This is a genomic window from Trichocoleus sp. FACHB-40 (genome assembly GCF_014695915.1).
GTDB lineage: Bacteria > Cyanobacteriota > Cyanobacteriia > Cyanobacteriales > FACHB-T130 > Funiculus > Funiculus sociatus.
In genome coordinates this window covers 66,984-83,309 of record NZ_JACJPF010000034.1, presented here as the reverse complement: position 1 = coordinate 83,309, position 16,326 = coordinate 66,984, and the positions used below count along the sequence as shown (strand labels likewise).

General features: G+C 45.2%; 12 protein-coding genes. 3 read left to right on the top strand and 9 right to left on the bottom strand.

The window, feature by feature from the left end; genetic code table 11:
* Window positions 1-307 precede the first annotated feature (307 nt).
* The 6 genes from H6F63_RS03780 to H6F63_RS29215 form a co-directional block, all read right to left on the bottom strand.
* Window positions 308-847, bottom strand: a complete 540-nt coding sequence (locus H6F63_RS03780; protein ID WP_190635009.1) for a DsbA family protein — start codon at window positions 845-847, stop codon at window positions 308-310.
* Window positions 848-1,055: 208 nt separating this feature from the next.
* On the bottom strand, window positions 1,056-1,685 hold the full coding sequence (locus H6F63_RS03775; RefSeq protein ID WP_190424679.1) for a response regulator transcription factor: 630 nt from the start codon (window positions 1,683-1,685) through the stop codon (window positions 1,056-1,058).
* Window positions 1,682-7,678: an AAA family ATPase gene (locus H6F63_RS03770; protein WP_190635007.1), complete on the bottom strand. Its 5,997-nt coding sequence runs from the start codon at window positions 7,676-7,678 to the stop codon at window positions 1,682-1,684. The genes H6F63_RS03775 and H6F63_RS03770 overlap by 4 nt, the downstream gene beginning before the upstream one ends.
* A gap of 450 nt (window positions 7,679-8,128) precedes the next feature.
* Window positions 8,129-8,494, bottom strand: coding sequence for a hypothetical protein (locus tag H6F63_RS03765; protein ID WP_190635006.1), 366 nt, complete (start codon window positions 8,492-8,494; stop codon window positions 8,129-8,131).
* A 78-nt stretch (window positions 8,495-8,572) separates the two neighbouring features.
* On the bottom strand, window positions 8,573-9,463 hold the full coding sequence (locus H6F63_RS03760; protein WP_199297626.1) for an N-6 DNA methylase: 891 nt from the start codon (window positions 9,461-9,463) through the stop codon (window positions 8,573-8,575).
* Between the two features lie 30 nt (window positions 9,464-9,493).
* Window positions 9,494-9,754: a type I restriction-modification system subunit M N-terminal domain-containing protein gene (locus H6F63_RS29215; protein ID WP_242019506.1), complete on the bottom strand. Its 261-nt coding sequence runs from the start codon at window positions 9,752-9,754 to the stop codon at window positions 9,494-9,496.
* Between H6F63_RS29215 and H6F63_RS29825 the strand changes: the two genes are divergently transcribed.
* Entirely contained in the window at window positions 9,678-9,929 is a 252-nt protein-coding gene (locus H6F63_RS29825; protein WP_190635045.1) for a hypothetical protein, read from the top strand. The genes H6F63_RS29215 and H6F63_RS29825 overlap by 77 nt on opposite strands.
* Before the next feature lie 431 nt (window positions 9,930-10,360).
* On the opposite strand, the gene H6F63_RS03750 is transcribed toward H6F63_RS29825, so the two are convergent.
* Window positions 10,361-12,013 (bottom strand): AarF/ABC1/UbiB kinase family protein, encoded by a 1,653-nt coding sequence (locus H6F63_RS03750; protein ID WP_347276767.1) that lies wholly within the window; start codon window positions 12,011-12,013, stop codon window positions 10,361-10,363.
* 134 nt (window positions 12,014-12,147) lie between these two features.
* A complete protein-coding gene (locus H6F63_RS03745) occupies window positions 12,148-13,209 on the bottom strand; it encodes a mannose-1-phosphate guanylyltransferase (RefSeq protein WP_190635003.1) in 1,062 nt (353 codons plus the stop codon).
* 187 nt (window positions 13,210-13,396) lie between these two features.
* Between H6F63_RS03745 and H6F63_RS03740 the strand changes: the two genes are divergently transcribed.
* Window positions 13,397-14,800, top strand: coding sequence for an LCP family protein (locus H6F63_RS03740; protein ID WP_190635001.1), 1,404 nt, complete (start codon window positions 13,397-13,399; stop codon window positions 14,798-14,800).
* Between the two features lie 274 nt (window positions 14,801-15,074).
* Window positions 15,075-15,569, top strand: coding sequence for a pentapeptide repeat-containing protein (locus tag H6F63_RS03735; protein WP_347276766.1), 495 nt, complete (start codon window positions 15,075-15,077; stop codon window positions 15,567-15,569).
* Here H6F63_RS03735 and H6F63_RS03730 read toward each other — a convergent pair.
* Window positions 15,555-16,265 (bottom strand): GDSL-type esterase/lipase family protein, encoded by a 711-nt coding sequence (locus H6F63_RS03730; RefSeq protein ID WP_190634997.1) that lies wholly within the window; start codon window positions 16,263-16,265, stop codon window positions 15,555-15,557. The two genes, H6F63_RS03735 and H6F63_RS03730, sit on opposite strands and share 15 nt — an antisense overlap.
* Window positions 16,266-16,326: the final 61 nt, after the last annotated feature.

Genomic DNA, 16,326 nt, shown 5'->3' with positions numbered 1-16,326 from the left:
ATTGCTAGAGTGGGTTTCCTAGTGTTTGATCGTGCAAGCTCAGTGCAAATGTGTTTCACCTGATTCCGAATGAACTATCCCTATTCTTTGACGTTCGGCTAATTTAAACCAGGAAAGTTTTCCAAGATAGGTTTTAAGTTAAGTTCAATTTCAGCATCCTGAAGTGCAACTATATATCTGAATTGCCCAAAAAATAAATTTAAGTTAAAAACTGAATAGCACTCAAAACCATTTTTAAACAGTAATAGAATGGATGTCATAAAATTTTCCTCAGTGAGACATTAGTTAGGATTAAAAACCAGGAACATCAATTACTTACAGTGATAATTGCTGCCATCAACTGGTCAATATTCCAGCGACCGATATAGCGAATTTCATTAATAAACAGTGCTGGGGCAGCCGTTACTCCACTGTTTAATCCACTTTCGATATCTTGATTGATGCGATTGATATGTACTTTACTTGATATATCTTGCAGAAATTGAGGGATATCAAGTCCTAAATTATTGGCATACTCCACAAGATGATCGTTTCCTAACGCTTGTTGATGGGTGAACAAAATGTCATGCATTTGCCAAAACTGACCTTGGGCGGCTGCCGCTTGGGCCGCTTCGGCTGCACGTTGGGCATAAGGATGTATTTGCGGCTGTGGAAAGTGGCGAAATACAAAGCATAAGTCGTATAGCTGTTGCTGGATCGCCTTGATTAATTGGTGAGCTTCGCCACAAATAAGACATTGATAGTCACCATATTCAACGAGTGCCACTGAAGCGCTCACCAATCCCTGAATATGATCTTGTTCAGAAATTGGCACAAGCAACCGATTATAATAATCACCGAGACTCATTGGCACCTCTTAGGAAAGGAGTGCAGCAGGTAGAAACAGATGATTGCTATAAAACATCTTTCAAAATTGGGTAAATCAATACCTCTGTGTTATCTGTTGCATACTCTCAATTTAGAGAGTTAAGTCGATTTTGTCGCTGAGAAAAACTTCAGAATATAAGCTGACAAATTAGGCAACTGATAACCTGACAAATTTAACAGGTATGACGCTACAAGCTAACAATGCCTCGCCTTAATGCAACGATCACCGCTTGAGTGCGATCCTCTACACCCAACTTACTTAAAATATGATTGATATGAAAGTTGACAGTGCGTTCAGTAATATGTAGAGCCTTGCTAATGACTTGGGTACTCTTGCCCGTTGTAATGAGTTGAAGTACCTCTAACTCGCGATCGCTCAATTCTGGACTCGTCATGCGCTCTAAGAGTTTGGCACCTACCTGAGGTGGAATGTGCTTCTGTCCTTTGTGAACAGCGCGAATAGCAGCCAGCAATTCTTCTGGCTCAGCATCTTTGAGTAAATATCCTTTGGCTCCTGCTCGTAACCCCTGATAAATGTCTTCATCGCCCTCGTAAGTCGTCAATACGATAATCCGAGCAGCAGGAAACTCGGTGCAGATGGCAGTAATCGCAGCGACTCCATCCATATGGGGCATCCGCAAGTCCATCAAAGTTGCATCTGGCTGTTCTTGACGAAAGACAGCAAGTGCCTCCTGACCATTTCCAGCTTGTCCAACTACAAGAATATCTGGCACTTCTTCTAGCATCCCGACCAAGCCCTGACGCACAACCGGGTGATCGTCTACAACCAGAACACGAATGGCATTAGATTGACTCATGATGGTTTTTCCTGCTGATTTACGGACACCGCGATTTCTGTTCCTTGTCCAGGAGTGCTCTGGATCTGGAGTTGTGCCCCAATGCGATCGGCACGTTCTGACATCCCTAATAAACCAAAGCCATTGTGGCTAGAAGAACGATCAATGGGAAATCCCTGTCCATCGTCCTTAATTCGTAATCTGCACTGCGTGGACTGATATATCAGTTCAACGCGAATTTCGGTTGCTCTGGCGTACTTCAGTGCATTAGTCAAGGCTTCCTGTCCAATCCTGAGCAGATTATTCTCCACCTCCGAGGGTAGTGGATAGGGAATACCGATGGCTTCACACATAATTGTCGTACCAGAGGATGATTCTAACTGGGTTGCCAGTTGCTTGAAAGCGCTTAACAGATCGTTATTTTCTAATAAGTATGGACGGCGTAGCGCCTCTACAGAGCGGCGTGCCTCCGTGAGTCCAGTTCGGGCTAAGTTTTGTACTTGAGCCAGGTAAGCTTGAGCTTTTTCTGGGTCTACTGTTATCTTGCTAGCAGCAGATCTAGCGTGAATGATAATGCCCGTGAAGGACTGTGCCAACGTATCGTGGATTTCTCGCGCCATGCGGTTGCGTTCTTCCAGAATCAAGGCAGCTTCGGCGAGTTTGCGATCGCTAATATCAAGAATCACACCCAACATTCGCACAGGCTGTCCGGCTGCGTTATAAATGCCTCGACCTCTGCCAACCAACCAGTGAATACTACCATTTGGGTAGATCACTTGATATTCAGCTTCAAAATCGGTATGAGTTGCTAGAGCTGCTGTAACAGCTTGCTCAATCCGATGAATATCTTCTGGATGAACGCGATCGCGCCATGCCTGATAGCTACTCTCAACTTCACCGGGGACCAACCCCAGCAATCGAGCGTGGTTATCGTTCCAGTTCGTTGTATTCTCCACGATATTCCAGTTCCAACTGCCGATGTGGGTGAAATCCATTGTCAGCCTGCGTTGCTCTTCACTCTGGCGCAGGGCGTTTTCAATTCGTTGGCGCTCTTCAATCTCCTGCGAAAGCAGCAAAGTCCGCTCAATTACTCGTTGTTCCAATGTTCGGTTATAGTCGGCTAGCAGTTTCTCTGCTTGTTTGCGCTCTGTGATGTCTTGAAAGGCTGCGATCGCGTAAACTACCTTGCCCTGTTCGTCAAAGACAGGAGTCCCCCACACCTCAACTGGAATAGTTACATTGTTTTGGTGAATTTCCAGATCATCAACTGTGGTGCGTTCGCCGTTCAATGCCTGGATAATAGGTAGTTTCTTAGTGGGATAGTTTTGTTCTGTTCCCGTCACATAAAATTGATAAGCCTCTGCGATTTTATCCGGCGCTACAGCAGGATCAATCCCTTTGCCCATGAGCTGAATGCCCCGTTGATTGGCATAGTAAGGGCGACCCGTCGCATCAATGACGGCAACGCCCACCGGAACTGCTTCTAGAAATTGAGTCATTTTGCTTTCGCTGGCGCGTAGCTTTGAATAAAGTCTGGCATTTTCGATCGCGATCGCTGCCTGGGATGATAACAGATGTAAAATCTGCGATCGCTCTGATGTAAACGCCCCAGTTATTAATTGATTTTCCAGATACAACACACCAACGAGCTTACTTTGATTGAGCAGCGGCAAACAGAGCAGTGATTGAGTTTGGTGATGTTGAATGTATGGCTCATAGATAAAATTACCTTCATGAATAGCATCATTTAAGATGACAGGTTCATGAGTCCGGATCACATACTGAATAATGGATTCGGGTAAGCAATTTACCATTGAAATTGATTGCAGTACTTGTGTAGCACAATTCGCACCATCATTGAGTTCACAGGCAGCTTCAATCACCCATTCTCCTGAATTTTCTAAAATCAGAAATCCTGTTTGTGCGCCAGCATTCTCGATTAATATCTGCATTAAGGAACGGAGCAACTGATCTAGTTCAATTTCACTCGAAATCGCTTGAGATGCTTTCATCACCGTCGCCAAATCAAAAGCGATATGTGAGGTGTTCGAGGTGGTGCCAGCATTAGTGCGAATTCGTGTGTCAGCTAAACTCGATGACTGAGGAAAGAACTGTGGATAACAAGTTTCCAAGTCTTTGACTTTTGCAACTGCTCCCCAGTGTTCATAGCAGTAGTGAGCTTCTTTCATGTAGGTTTGGGCAAACTTTTCTCTACCACGCAATAGGTAAAATTTGGCAGCTAATTCATAGGCTAATGCTTCTTCTTGAAGATACTCGTTGTCTCTAGCCCCTTGAATCGCTTGTTCGTAGAACTCTTCTGCCTCAAGTAACTGCCCCAAAACTCGTGCTTTCTCTGCCTCAACTAGATGATATTTATGCAAATGATTCATGGACGCATAATGTGACCATTGCTTCATTTTGTCCTGGCTCAGAGCAACTTTTTTGAGTATTTCTGCCTGCACTTGAGAGCTGCTTTCAGGATAAATTGCAAGCCTTGAAAGAGAGTTATAGAAGTAGTATAAAGGAAAAAAAGGTGACCCTGTGACGCGGTTTAAATAACGTTCCGCTATGGTTGAGTTTTCAACTGCCTGAACATAATTACAAAATAGATAGCATAGCAAAAGCTTGTTTAAGTAGACGTCAAAGATTAAGACTTCATCATTTGCTGCTTCATGTAGTGGCAATCCATTCTCCTCATTATAGGATTCGCCAACTAGACGGGTTGTATTGACCGAGCATCCGATCAAGTTTAAGACAGACTGCCGATATACTTGCATCCAGAGGAGTGTTGCTTCCTGTTTGATTTGACGAATTGCTTCACTGTATGTCGCCATCTCGCGTTCAACCTCGGCGAGTTCCTTTCCAGCCACAAAGGCGTGGATGCAGTAATTGTGAGCGCAATAGCTAGCAAACTCTAAGTCCCCAGTTTCTAGTCCACTTCGATAGCCTTCTAAGAATGGCTCCAGTGTTTCTCTAATATGTTTTTTCCACGGAATGATGAAGCCATTTAAGAATAACAATGTCCTAGCTTTGAGTGAATGGGTATTCGGCTGTGACAACAGCCTTAAAGCAATCTGTCCAAACTCATAGCCAGATTCTATGTTTTCGGCTGTCCTACAAAGAATAAATCCATAGGTGGCATAGGCAAAGGGAGACACAGAAGCATTGCCATACTGGATTGACAAATTGACCTGTTTAGATACAAGTAGAGGCATCAAATCAGGAGCCGCGATATAAACAGCAACTGTGATACTAGATAGAATTCGCATCGCGGCCAACTTGTCTGGCTTGGTCATTTGGGGCAAATGAATTAAGTCTCCAATCGGTTTCTCCCCAAAGAGAGATGTGATTGCGTCTAGTTCAAGGCGAATATTTGACTGACTGAGTGTTTTGGGAAAACTAATTCCCAGTTGCTGCAAAACCTGCAATGCGGTATTGATTGCTTTCAATGGCTGGCTCTGCGCCATGTAGGTCTGAATTTTGACTTTGTAAACTTTCACGATATCGAGAACCGTTTTAGCCTCTTGCAGAACGACTCCTGCCCATTGGTCTACACCTTCAAACTCGCCACATAAATATGCGACTTCTGTTGTTTTTGAAAATAACTCTAAGGTCAAGTCATACTCTGTTTGCCAACTAGACGCTGTCAGGCATTCTCTTCCTGATGCTAAATATTTTTTAGCAATCGTGTAAGCGATCGCCCCTTTTGCTTTCTGACCTGCCAGCAAGTTCAATTTGGCAATTTCATTGCGTTCCGATTGATCGGTGACAAGCTCAATTCCTTGATTTAAGTGATCAACAATTTCAAACAGTCTGTCTGTTAATCGCTCTGGTAACGTTTTTTCGAGGAGATTACGACCAATTTGCAGATGAATGATTTGTCTCTGTGACGCATCAATCAAGGTGTAGGCGGCTTGCTGCACACGATCGTGCAAGAATTTGTAATCCTGAACCAGGAGTTGTTCATCTAACTCAGATGTCGGCACAATTAAACCTGACTGAGCCGCGGCTATTAGTTCCGGAAAAATTTCCCCATGTGAGCTTTCACAGATGATAGAGAGGGTGCTTAAATCAAAATTAGCACCAACACAAGCGGCCAATTGTAAAACTCGCTGAGTTGCTGGAGGCAGTTTTTTCAGTTTCCTAAGCATCAACTCCACCACATTATCCGTGATGTTCTTGCCTTCAATGTGAGTGATATCCCATTGCCAACTAAGATTTTCAAGGTCGAAGCTTAATAAGTTTTCTGCATAGAGCGTTTTTAGAAATTCATTGACAAAAAAGGGATTTCCGCCTGTTTTTTGCAATACTAATTCTGCCAGTGAGATGATTGTACTGATGTCACTGTGTAATGTGTCTGCAATCAGTTGTGCAATCGCGTTTAGTCCCAACGGTGCTAACGTAATTTGGCTAGTATTTACTCCCGCTTTTCTGAGTCCCTCCAGCATTATCGTGAGTGGATGCGAGCAATTCACCTCATTATCTCGATAGGCTCCAATCAGAAACAGATATTGCGTCTGGACATCTGTCATTATCAACTCAATTAACTTGAGTGTTGCTGAGTCTACCCACTGAAGATCATCCAGAAAGATCACTAAGGGATGTTCTGCTGAACCAAATACCCGAATGAACTGCTGAAAGACTCGATTGAAGCGATTTTGAGCTTCCGTTGCACCAACTTCTGGAACGGGTGTCTGTTTGCCAATAATCAATTCAACTTCAGGGATCACATCAATGATGATTTGTCCGTTGCTTCCCAAGGCTGTGAGGAAACGCGATCGCCACTGTTGCAATTGCTCGTCGGGTTCACCCAGCAGTTGCTGCACCAATTTTTGCAGGGCATGGGCGATCGCGCTGTAGGGAATATTGCGCCCAAATTGGTCAAACTTACCAGATACAAAATAACCGCGCTTTGCAGTAATAGGTTTGTAGAGTTCCTGCACTAATGCTGATTTCCCAACCCCAGCGTAGCCAGAGACCAACATCATCTCGACTTTGAATTCAGAATTTTCTTCATTCTTCAGTCTCAATTGTTCATTCCCCATTCCTGCTACTCTGTCAAACGCTGCTAATAATGCTTCAATCTCTGCTTCGCGCCCATACAGTTTTTGTGGAATTTGAAACTGATCGCAAACGTCTTGAATACCCATTTGAATACTGTCAATTTGACCTGTTTCTGCGAACTGGCAAAAACCTGTTTCTAAATCTGCTTTGATACCCCAAGCACTCTGATAACGCTCTTCAGCATTTTTCGCCATCAGTTTCAAAATCATATCTGAAACAGGTTTGGGAATCGTTGCATTCAGTTCATGGGGCGGAACAGGGTGTTTGGCAATATGACAATGAACTAGCTCAAGGAGGTCTGCTGTGGGAAACGGCAGATGTCCGGTTAACAGTTCGTAGAACGTCACACCGAGCGAGTAAAAATCGGTGCGGTAATCGAGCGAACGGTTCATGCGCCCGGTTTGCTCTGGAGACAAATAGGCAAGAGTTCCTTCTAAACCATAATGGCTCTTGAACGTCGGATTTGTACGGCTAAACTGGGTAGCAATCCCAAAGTCAATAATTTTAACAACGCCAGTATCCGGATTGAAAACGATGTTTCCTGGATTGATATCTTTATGAATAACATTGGCGGCATGGATTCTGCCTAGAATGTTTGTCAGGTCGATCGCAAGCGGTAGAAAAGTAGCTAAGGGCATCGGGCAGAAAGTCTCTGGTCGCTTGTGTATCCATTGCTCTAGAGACTCTCCACCAAAATCTTCTAAGAGAATGACGAGTGTGCGTTGATAGTCTTGCTGGCTGTATGCCTTAACAACGCCTTCCAGGTTGAGAGAACGGGTAATTTCATATTCTTGCCTGTAGCGTGTCAGTTCTTGGGGAGAGGGATAATCTTGCTTGAGTAGCTTAACTACGAGCGATCGCTGATCTTGCACTCGGATGCCCCGATACACTAGAGATACTGAACTCTCATAGATTTTGCAATGGAAAGCAATTCCAGGTATGGCAATCATTGAACCTCTGCCGATGAATTTTATGAGCTGAGTTAACGCCTGTCAGACAGGCGCGCTTCATGAATATACTTCCTCACACTTATAGCTTGAATCCCCTCTTTAGGTTTTCCAGCCATTCTGGATAATTCCAACATTCTCAGATGAGAAATTTATCCTCCTTGCCAGGGTAAACGTATCTTAATTAGTGCCAGGTTCTGCCTTGGTCAACAATTCATGCGTTGAAAGCGGGTGTTGGCAGTATCCCATTGCCATTGCAGGAGTCGTATTTTTTGTCAGTCCCCAATGCGGTCTTACCCAATTGTGAATCAATCGCTGTACATCGAAAGCTCCCTTTAGAAGACTAGCGCTCTCAAATCCGTTCGCCGGAAAATATTCCTGCTCTGCAACGCTTTTAGCGTTTTTGACTGCCTTTTTGCCCCGCTTTGTTCGGCGTAAAAAAGCGCGCTTCCTCTAATCTCGGCTTGTTCTTTTCACCAAAATCGCCACCAGCAAATCGGTCATTAGGTAGCCAATCGCCGCCTCGACAAGTACGAAAATCTTCGCCAAAACAGAACCCGCCTGAAGGTTAGACGAGAGAGAGGTGAAGGTTGTTGCAGAGAAATAAAAGCTATCCCACAATCCCCCAGAAGGGGTCAGGTTGTCCGCTCTAACTAGAGAGGCTGGGAGAAAGTTATACGCCAAAATGAAGAAAATGATGACAGCAAGGCACCAGAAAAAGAAACGGAGGAACGAGCGCCCGTAGTCGCAGCTGATGCTCAAGAAAGCAGCAAGGATTGGGCGCTTCCGTTCTAGGTTAATAATTCTCGCCTGCGCCACGCCGACTCTTGAATGAGCGCAGCTAAGGTGAAGTTGATCTCGTTCAGATTGACGCCGATAAAACCAGTTTTATCGGCGTCAAAATCCACATTGTCCACTAAGATAATCTTCCGAGACAAGTTTGATCGTTTTAATCAACTGGTCACTTTCTCCCAAAAATAAACAACCAAACCGTCTTACTAGCTCAGGATGGTCAAACGCTAACTGTATCCTCTCCCTTAAACTTGGTTGTATCTTTTCCTCGTCAGAACGAACCCAAATCAAGCACTTCAGATTAGACAAAATTTCTTGATAACAGGGAATAAGATTCTCTGGATGGCTAAAATCAGCATTCTTAAACCGTCTCATTTGACGCAAAATTTGTGACTTTAAATAGCACACGGGATTAGCAACCGCGTAATCATGGCGCATCAACCCCTTACCCGTCTCCACAAACTTCGGATTGAGAAACGTGTCACCAATTTCCAAACTCGAATCGCGAAAATCGTAGATGACTGCATTCAATTTGGCGATCGCGAACGTCGTATGAGTGAGTTCCTGACCATAGAGTTTAGGCGCTTTGCTTTTCTGGTCGGGGTAATTGCGCTCAAACACCAAACGCGGTTTAATCAGTAGCCTCGCCGAACCACAAGTCGGGTCATAGATTGTAGTGTAAGGCGCAGGGTCAATAATTTCCGCCATCAACCAACCCACCTCTGGCGGCGTCAAAAACTCCCCCGCACTTTGCCCCTGCCCTTCGGCAAACTTCCGCAGCAGATACTCGTAGGCATCCCCAAACACGTCCGGACTGGTGTTTTTCAACCCCAACCGATGGCGACTCACCACCTCCACCAACGCCGCCAGACGGTCATCCCCCAGAGTCCGCTGACCGCTTTGGGTTTCGTTGTAGTCTTTAATATCCAGCACACCCTTCAGTTCCGGGTTGAGTTCCGTCACTTTCCGAGTAGCAGTCGTGATAAACTCCCCCAACCCCTCCTCACCGTGATTGCGGATTTTGTCTCAACGATACTCATCCGGGATGTAGTAGCGCACCATTCGGTCTTTACGTCCCGTCGGTATGGCATCCTTATGGTCAGCCTCAATCACCTCATGGGCAGTCTCTTCATCCCCAAACTCCTCCACATGACGGGCAAACTCATCATCAAACACATCCGAGAGGCGCTTGTAAAACACCAGGGGCAGGATGAAATCCTTGAACTTCTTCGGCGCGTCAGTCGTGCCACGAATCGTACACGCCGCATCCCACAGCCACGTCTCCATCGCCGACACCTCCAGCTTCTCATTTTCTGGTGCCGGGAATTTCAATTCAGTTTGCGCGTCTGTTTTGATGGATTTAGTAGGCTGCTTACTGCTGCGACGTGGCACTATCTTTGATTTCCTCTTGAGTCGGGAGTTGACCGGATACTATTCTAAGCTACTGATAGCTTGGCTTTAGTGACTACTCCCTTAGTATTGCCAATCCACCAAGGCGCAAGTAACAGCCAATTGTTCTGGGTTTTGGATTAAGTTTTAGCCTGGAATGTACATGTTGATTCTCAGTCAAAGTCTACAAGTAACACCAAAGCCCTCTAACTACCGATGAATTCCATGCAACTCCACTAAGGTTTTTAGTCCTGTGCCAAAAAGAGTAGTTAAAAACTGAAAACGTGAACAAAGCTGATCAGCATTTCATTGCCGAGTCTTTGTCCACGCTTTTCAAGAGTGATCGCTAATTAGCTAATCTGGTTGTAGACTTTAGGTACTTATACCTGTGTGCCAGTTACTTAAGAACTTTATTGTTTACTTAAGAACTTTATTGTTTACTTAAGAACTTTATTGTCTACTTAAGAACTTTATTGTCTGTGTACAGCGATCGCTACTTTTCTACTACCTCAAACGCCCGGAACGTAGAATACTAACAACTAACCACAAACCCAAGAAACTAGCAGCAGCAAATAGACCATTGCTTAACAAAGATAGCCCACCTCCTGTTTGAGCGTTGCTAGAAATAATCGCCGCCCCGATAATCAGAGAACCCACTACAACACTGAAGGAAAGGCGGTTAGCAGAATTCTCCAAACTGCGACGAAATGGAATGATGTCTGGCGTCTTTATATTCCACTTCAAAGTTTCAGAAGTGATTCTATTTAACAGTAACTCAACCTGACGGGGAGATTCCAAAGACAGACTTTTAACATCCAAAGCTGTTTGCAGCAAAGCTTGTAACGGCTCGTCTCCAAATAGCTGACGACGGAACAAATCTGTCATCAAAGGTTTAATTTCCTCGATTAGATTCATTTCCGGGTCAAATCGCCGCGCCGTCCCCTCCAAATTTGCCAAAGTTTTTGAGTATAAACCCATATTGCTAGGCAATCGGATTTTATTATCGCGGGCTACTTGCAACACCTCATAAAATACTTGACTAAAGTTTATTTGTGACAGGTTGAGGTTGTAGTATTTTCGCAGCAGCTTCTCAAAGTCATTCTCCAAGTTTGACACATTTGTCAAAGTAGCTGACTCAGCCAATTGCAGGGTTAATTGACTGCATCGACGTGCATCAATATTGACAATTGCTAACAGCATCTCCGTCACAATTTGCTGAGTGCGGGGGTCTAGTCGCCCCACCATCCCGCAATCAAGCAGCGCCACCCGACCATCTTTAAGATAAAAAATGTTGCCTGGATGCGGGTCAGCGTGAAAGAAGCCGTCAATATACAGCTGTTGAAAGAAAACGCGGCATAGTAATCGGGTAATTTCTCGCCGCCGTACATCGACAGTTTTACCGTTGCTTTCTTCCCTAAAGTCTGCCAACAAAAGCGGTACGCCATCCATCCATTCCATCACCAATAACTTTTCTGTAGTAAACTCCCAGTAAATCTCTGGAATTACTACTTGCGTGGGGTCGTACCAACGACTTTTAGATACATTTTGTCGCAGTTGATTGGTATTTGCAGCTTCTTTAGTAAAGTCTAATTCTGCCAACAACGCCGTAGAAAATTCATCAGCTAAGGCGACAATATCTATGTCTGGCCCCAAGTCGGTGAATGTCACTAAACTTGCCACGCCTTTAATTAAGGAGATATCTTGGGCGATTACCACATCAATTCCCGGTCGCTGCACCTTCAGCGCCACATCTCGCCCATCGGCTAAAGTTGCTTTATGAGTTTGGGCAATTGAACCAGCCGCAACGGCTTGGGGATTGATAGTGGCGAAAACCTCCTCCATTGGTCGCGATAACTGTTGCCGAATCACGATTTCAATTTGTGACCAAGGCACCGGCGGAACATCGTCTTGCAATAATGACAGTTCATTAATGTAGTCCGCCGATAGCAGGTCTGGGCGCGTTGAGAGCAGTTGTCCAAGTTTGACGTAGACGGGCCCCAAATCCACTAAAATGTTGCGGAGTACAGCTGGTGTTGGCAGTTTCGGCTCATCAGGTTTGCCGCCACTCAACAGCCGTCGCATATAGTCCCAGCCGTTGCGAAAGACGACTTCAAGAATTTCTCTTTGGCGAGAAGTGGTTTGGGTTAGGGAGTACACGGGTTTTGAAGGATAGCTAATGGCTAATGGCTAATCGCTAATCGCTAATGGTTTTTACACAATTAGCGATTAGCGATCGCCATCCTTATTAATACTTCATAGTTCTAATTTCTGCCTTCCGTTGGAGGATAGATTTAAAGCAGCTTTTCCAATTTGGGATTGCTTCGCAGCAACTCAAGAACCTTTTTGATTTCTTGAGTGCGGTCTTTTTTGACAATCAGGGTGACATTGCGATCGCGTACAATCACCACATCCTCCATCCCAATCGTCACAATTACCTCATCCTCACCTTCAGCATAGAGAATCGCCCCCTGCGTATCCATTCCTACATGAGTCGCCAGTTCCACGTTGGGCTTATCCCCTTTCAGCAACCGTTCGATGGCGTTCCAATCTCCCAAATCGTCCCACCCAAAAGACACTGGCAGCACATAAGCCAGTTGCGTTTTCTCCATCAGCGCATAGTCAATACTCTTCTTCGGCAACTGAGAGTAAGCTGCTACGCCTTTTTCTTCCAAAAGACTGATGATTTCTGGCGCATAAGTATGCAACTCCTTTAACACTACCCCAGCTTGGAAAATGAACATCCCGCTGTTCCAGCTAAAGCGACCCGTCGCCAGAAACTCCTCAGCAGTTTCGCGGTCGGGCTTTTCTGTAAATCTGCTCACCGCGTAAGCAGGAAATCCGCCAAAATTCCCAATTTCTTCCCCTTGCTCAATGTAACCATACCCTGTGGATGGATAATTCGGCTTAATTCCCAAAGTTACAATCGATGGCTGCGTTGCGGCTAAAGCTGCACCAGCTTCCAGAGTTTCCTGAAAAGCTTTCTCGTCGGCAATCCAGTGATCCGCCGGGAAAAAGCCTACTATACTGTCCTCACCATAAGCTTTAGCAATTTCCAGAGTTGTCCAAGCAACAGCAGGCGCAGTGTCGCGTCCTTCTGGTTCAACCAGCAAATTTTCTACTGGTAGCTGGGGAAGTTGTTCTTTCACACCTTCGGCTAACAAGCTGGAAGTACACACCCACAGCTTGTCCCAACCGCCAGCCAGGGACAGCAGACGGTCAGCTGTAGCTTGCAACAAACTTTTGCCGCTACCATCGAGACTTAAAAACTGCTTAGGTCGCTGCTTGCGACTCAGGGGCCAGAAGCGTTCTCCTTTGCCACCAGCTAGAATCACAGGTATCAAAGATTGAGTCATTTTAGCTACAGCCTATTTATTGTCTGCACTATATTAACTTTGTCGTCATGTGTCAGCAAAAAAAAGCATTTCCCTAGAAACAAGATCATTTCCTTTAAGGGAGCGAGTAGCTGAAGTTATAATTCACCTTGGAATACAAGTCTCATGAACGATACGATTAGGCTGCGGTTATGATCGCGAGGTAAAAGTGGAAGAAGGCATCAAACAGCCTCAAACAAGTGTCGGACAAGAATCATCCAATGGTTCTGACAACGAGCAAGTATATCCCGATACAGAAGATGTGAATAGCGATGCTACCGAAGAGGTTCCGTCTGACAGAGGCGGCTTGGGGCGGCGGTTGTTATGGATAGGTGCCGTTGTCCTCACAGCAACAGTTTCTGCAACAGTTGGGGCAACTTTGGCGCTAATTACCCCTTTGTCCCCGATTATCTCTTCTGACGCTTCCGGACAAAACTCACTAAACGATACCTGGGGTAAAGGCTTTCAGTATCGTCTGGCGCGACCTGTAAACATCCTCGTCATGGGGATTGACCGCCTCAACGAGTCCCCAGATAACTCACCCGATGCTTTCACAGGCAACAGCGACACAATGCTGCTTTTGCGCCTAGACCCCACAGACCATTCTGTAAAAATGCTTTCCATCCCACGGGATACGCGAGTAGAAATTCCTGGCGTTGGGGCGCAAAAAATCAACCAAGCGAACGTACACGGAGGGTCTGCTTTAGCTGCAAAAGTTGTTAGTGGCACCCTGAACAACGTGCCGATTGACCGTTACGTGCGAGTTACTACAGACGCCTTTGGGGAGTTGGTCAATTTAGTGGGTGGTGTTGAAGTATTTGTTCCCACCCAGATGTCCTATGAAGACAAAACCCAAAAACTTAAAATCGATCTTTCCCCAGGATGGCAAACTCTGAATGGAGATCAAGCGCAACAGTTCGCCCGGTTCCGTCAGGATCAGTATGGGGATATTGGTCGAGTACAGCGTCAGCAAGCGCTGCTGAAGGCGTTGCGACAGCGTTTTACTAATCCAACTGTGCTGGCACAATTGCCTAAACTCATCCAAGTGATGTGGAAGTACATTGACACCAATCTCAGCTTGGAGGAAATGCTGGCGCTGGCAAGTTTTGGCATCAACTTAGAGCAAGATGATTACAAAATGGTATTGTTACCCGGTCGATTCAGCGATCCTAAAGAGTACATTGCCAGTTATTGGATTCTGGATGAAGTAGGGAAAGACCGGATAGTGCGCGAATATTTTGACCAACAAACGACTGTTTCGGAAGTGGAAACAAGTCGTTCTCTGAGCAATTTGAGAATCGCTATCCAAAATGCTACCGGAGAGCCAGGTGTAAGTAATCGCTTTGCTAAATATTTGGCTGAGAAAGGATTTACTAATATTTATATCGTGCAGGATTGGGCTGACCAAGAAAGTCAAACTCAAATTATTGTGCAGCAAGGTGACTTAAGGAAGGCAGCGGATTTGAAAAGAGTTTTGGGTGTTGGTCATATTGAGGCTGCTTCCATTGGGGATCTGGAATCTGATATTACCCTGCGAATTGGGGAAGATTGGTTAAATACAGTTAAAGACTAAAATTATATTCTCGTTCCCAGTCAGATACTGGGAACGCCTACCAGTAGCCACCTGGTAGATGTGGAAATAGAGGGTAAAATTAAAAATTGAAACCTTCATCTATTTTTAATTTATAATTTTTTCGATGAAACCTTACAACTTCTTCGGTTCCAAACTTAGCCAACAAACCCCGTCGGGGAGGCAATACCTTCCTAAATGGTTAAAATTTAGAAGTGAGGCAGAGCCTCGTGGTAGGCATTCGCAGACTGAGCTTAGAAAGGAGAAAAAGAGCTTTTTGATAGGTTTACTGAGAGCAATTATAGTCCTGGTTCTTGCCTGGTTCTGGGTGATCTTGAGTGCTACTCCAGCTTTGGCTCAGCTAGATGGAATTAATTACACAAATATTAATTTGAATAACCGGGATTTCTCAAATGCAGATTTAGTGGGTGGGGTGTTTGTGTCTGCCGAAATGCGGAAGACAAATTTTCAAGGAGCCGATCTTACTAATGCCATATTGACAAAGGGCGTTTTATTGGGGGCAAATTTGCGAGGTGCAAACTTGACTGGCGCTTTGGTAGATCGGGTGACGTTAGATGAGGCTGATTTAAGTAATGCGATCCTCACGGAAGCGACTTTGATGCGATCGCGTTTTTACAATACAAATATCACTGGTGCTGATTTTACCGATGCTTTGATTGACCGCTATGAAGTGACCAAGTTATGCGATCGCGCTAGCGGGATCAACCCAGTGACTGGTGTCTCGACACGGGATAGTTTAGGGTGTCGTTAAGCTGAATTGAGAAAATTGTTGCATTGGCTCCCAGTTAAGGACATCTTGCAGCAATGCTTGATAGCCTAAAACATTAGGGTGGAGTCCGTCTTGGGTAAGACGCGATCGCCACCAATCTTTACCCCGATCCAGCCACAAATCAAAAATATCCAGATATGGAATCTGTCGCGCTACACACGCTAGGCGAGTCGCTTCTTTATACCGATATTGATCGGCGTGATTGAAGTACAAACAATCGAAAAATGGCATTTTCTCCTCATCGACTGGCACCATTCCTACAAATAAGACGGGACAAAGATGTTGTGCTTTTTCCAGCAAAGCTGCCATTTCAGCTTGAAAAACTTCAAAATCGGTGAAATTTCGCCCTGTAATTCGCGCCAGTCGCGCCGAATCATTTACCCCCACCGACAACGCGATCGCATCCGGGACGCGATTTCTCAATTCACCCCGATGGCGAAACTCCTGCTCTAAACGCTCTTGTACTTGCTTTACGCAGTCACCCCGGACACCCAAATTGTAGAGGACGTGTCCCGGACTATCCGGCAACATCCAGCGCCGCCGCAGCCTTTCCACCCAACCACCACCTTCAGGATCGCCGTATCCATAAACAATGCTGTCTCCCAGCGCTATAAGCTTCAGGGGATGGCTATTAACTTGACCCAACGGCTTAACACTAGGTGCGACAATGGTTTGCATGAACTGTAATACCCGAAAAGTTTGTTTTCAGAACTCTATACTTTGACAATAATTTAAACAA

What these genes read in the sequence shown, in the direction of transcription:
- H6F63_RS29215 (WP_242019506.1), bottom strand. Translation starts at nt 9,754, where the DNA reads ATGGAGACGTGGCTGTGGGATGCGGCGTGTACGATTCGTGGCACGACT.
- H6F63_RS03730 (WP_190634997.1), bottom strand. Translation starts at nt 16,265, where the DNA reads ATGCAAACCATTGTCGCACCTAGTGTTAAGCCGTTGGGTCAAGTTAAT.
- H6F63_RS29825 (WP_190635045.1), top strand. Translation starts at nt 9,678, where the DNA reads ATGAAATCCTTGAACTTCTTCGGCGCGTCAGTCGTGCCACGAATCGTA.
- H6F63_RS03780 (WP_190635009.1), bottom strand. Translation starts at nt 847, where the DNA reads ATGAGTCTCGGTGATTATTATAATCGGTTGCTTGTGCCAATTTCTGAA.
- H6F63_RS03775 (WP_190424679.1), bottom strand. Translation starts at nt 1,685, where the DNA reads ATGAGTCAATCTAATGCCATTCGTGTTCTGGTTGTAGACGATCACCCG.
- H6F63_RS03770 (WP_190635007.1), bottom strand. Translation starts at nt 7,678, where the DNA reads ATGATTGCCATACCTGGAATTGCTTTCCATTGCAAAATCTATGAGAGT.
- H6F63_RS03745 (WP_190635003.1), bottom strand. Translation starts at nt 13,209, where the DNA reads ATGACTCAATCTTTGATACCTGTGATTCTAGCTGGTGGCAAAGGAGAA.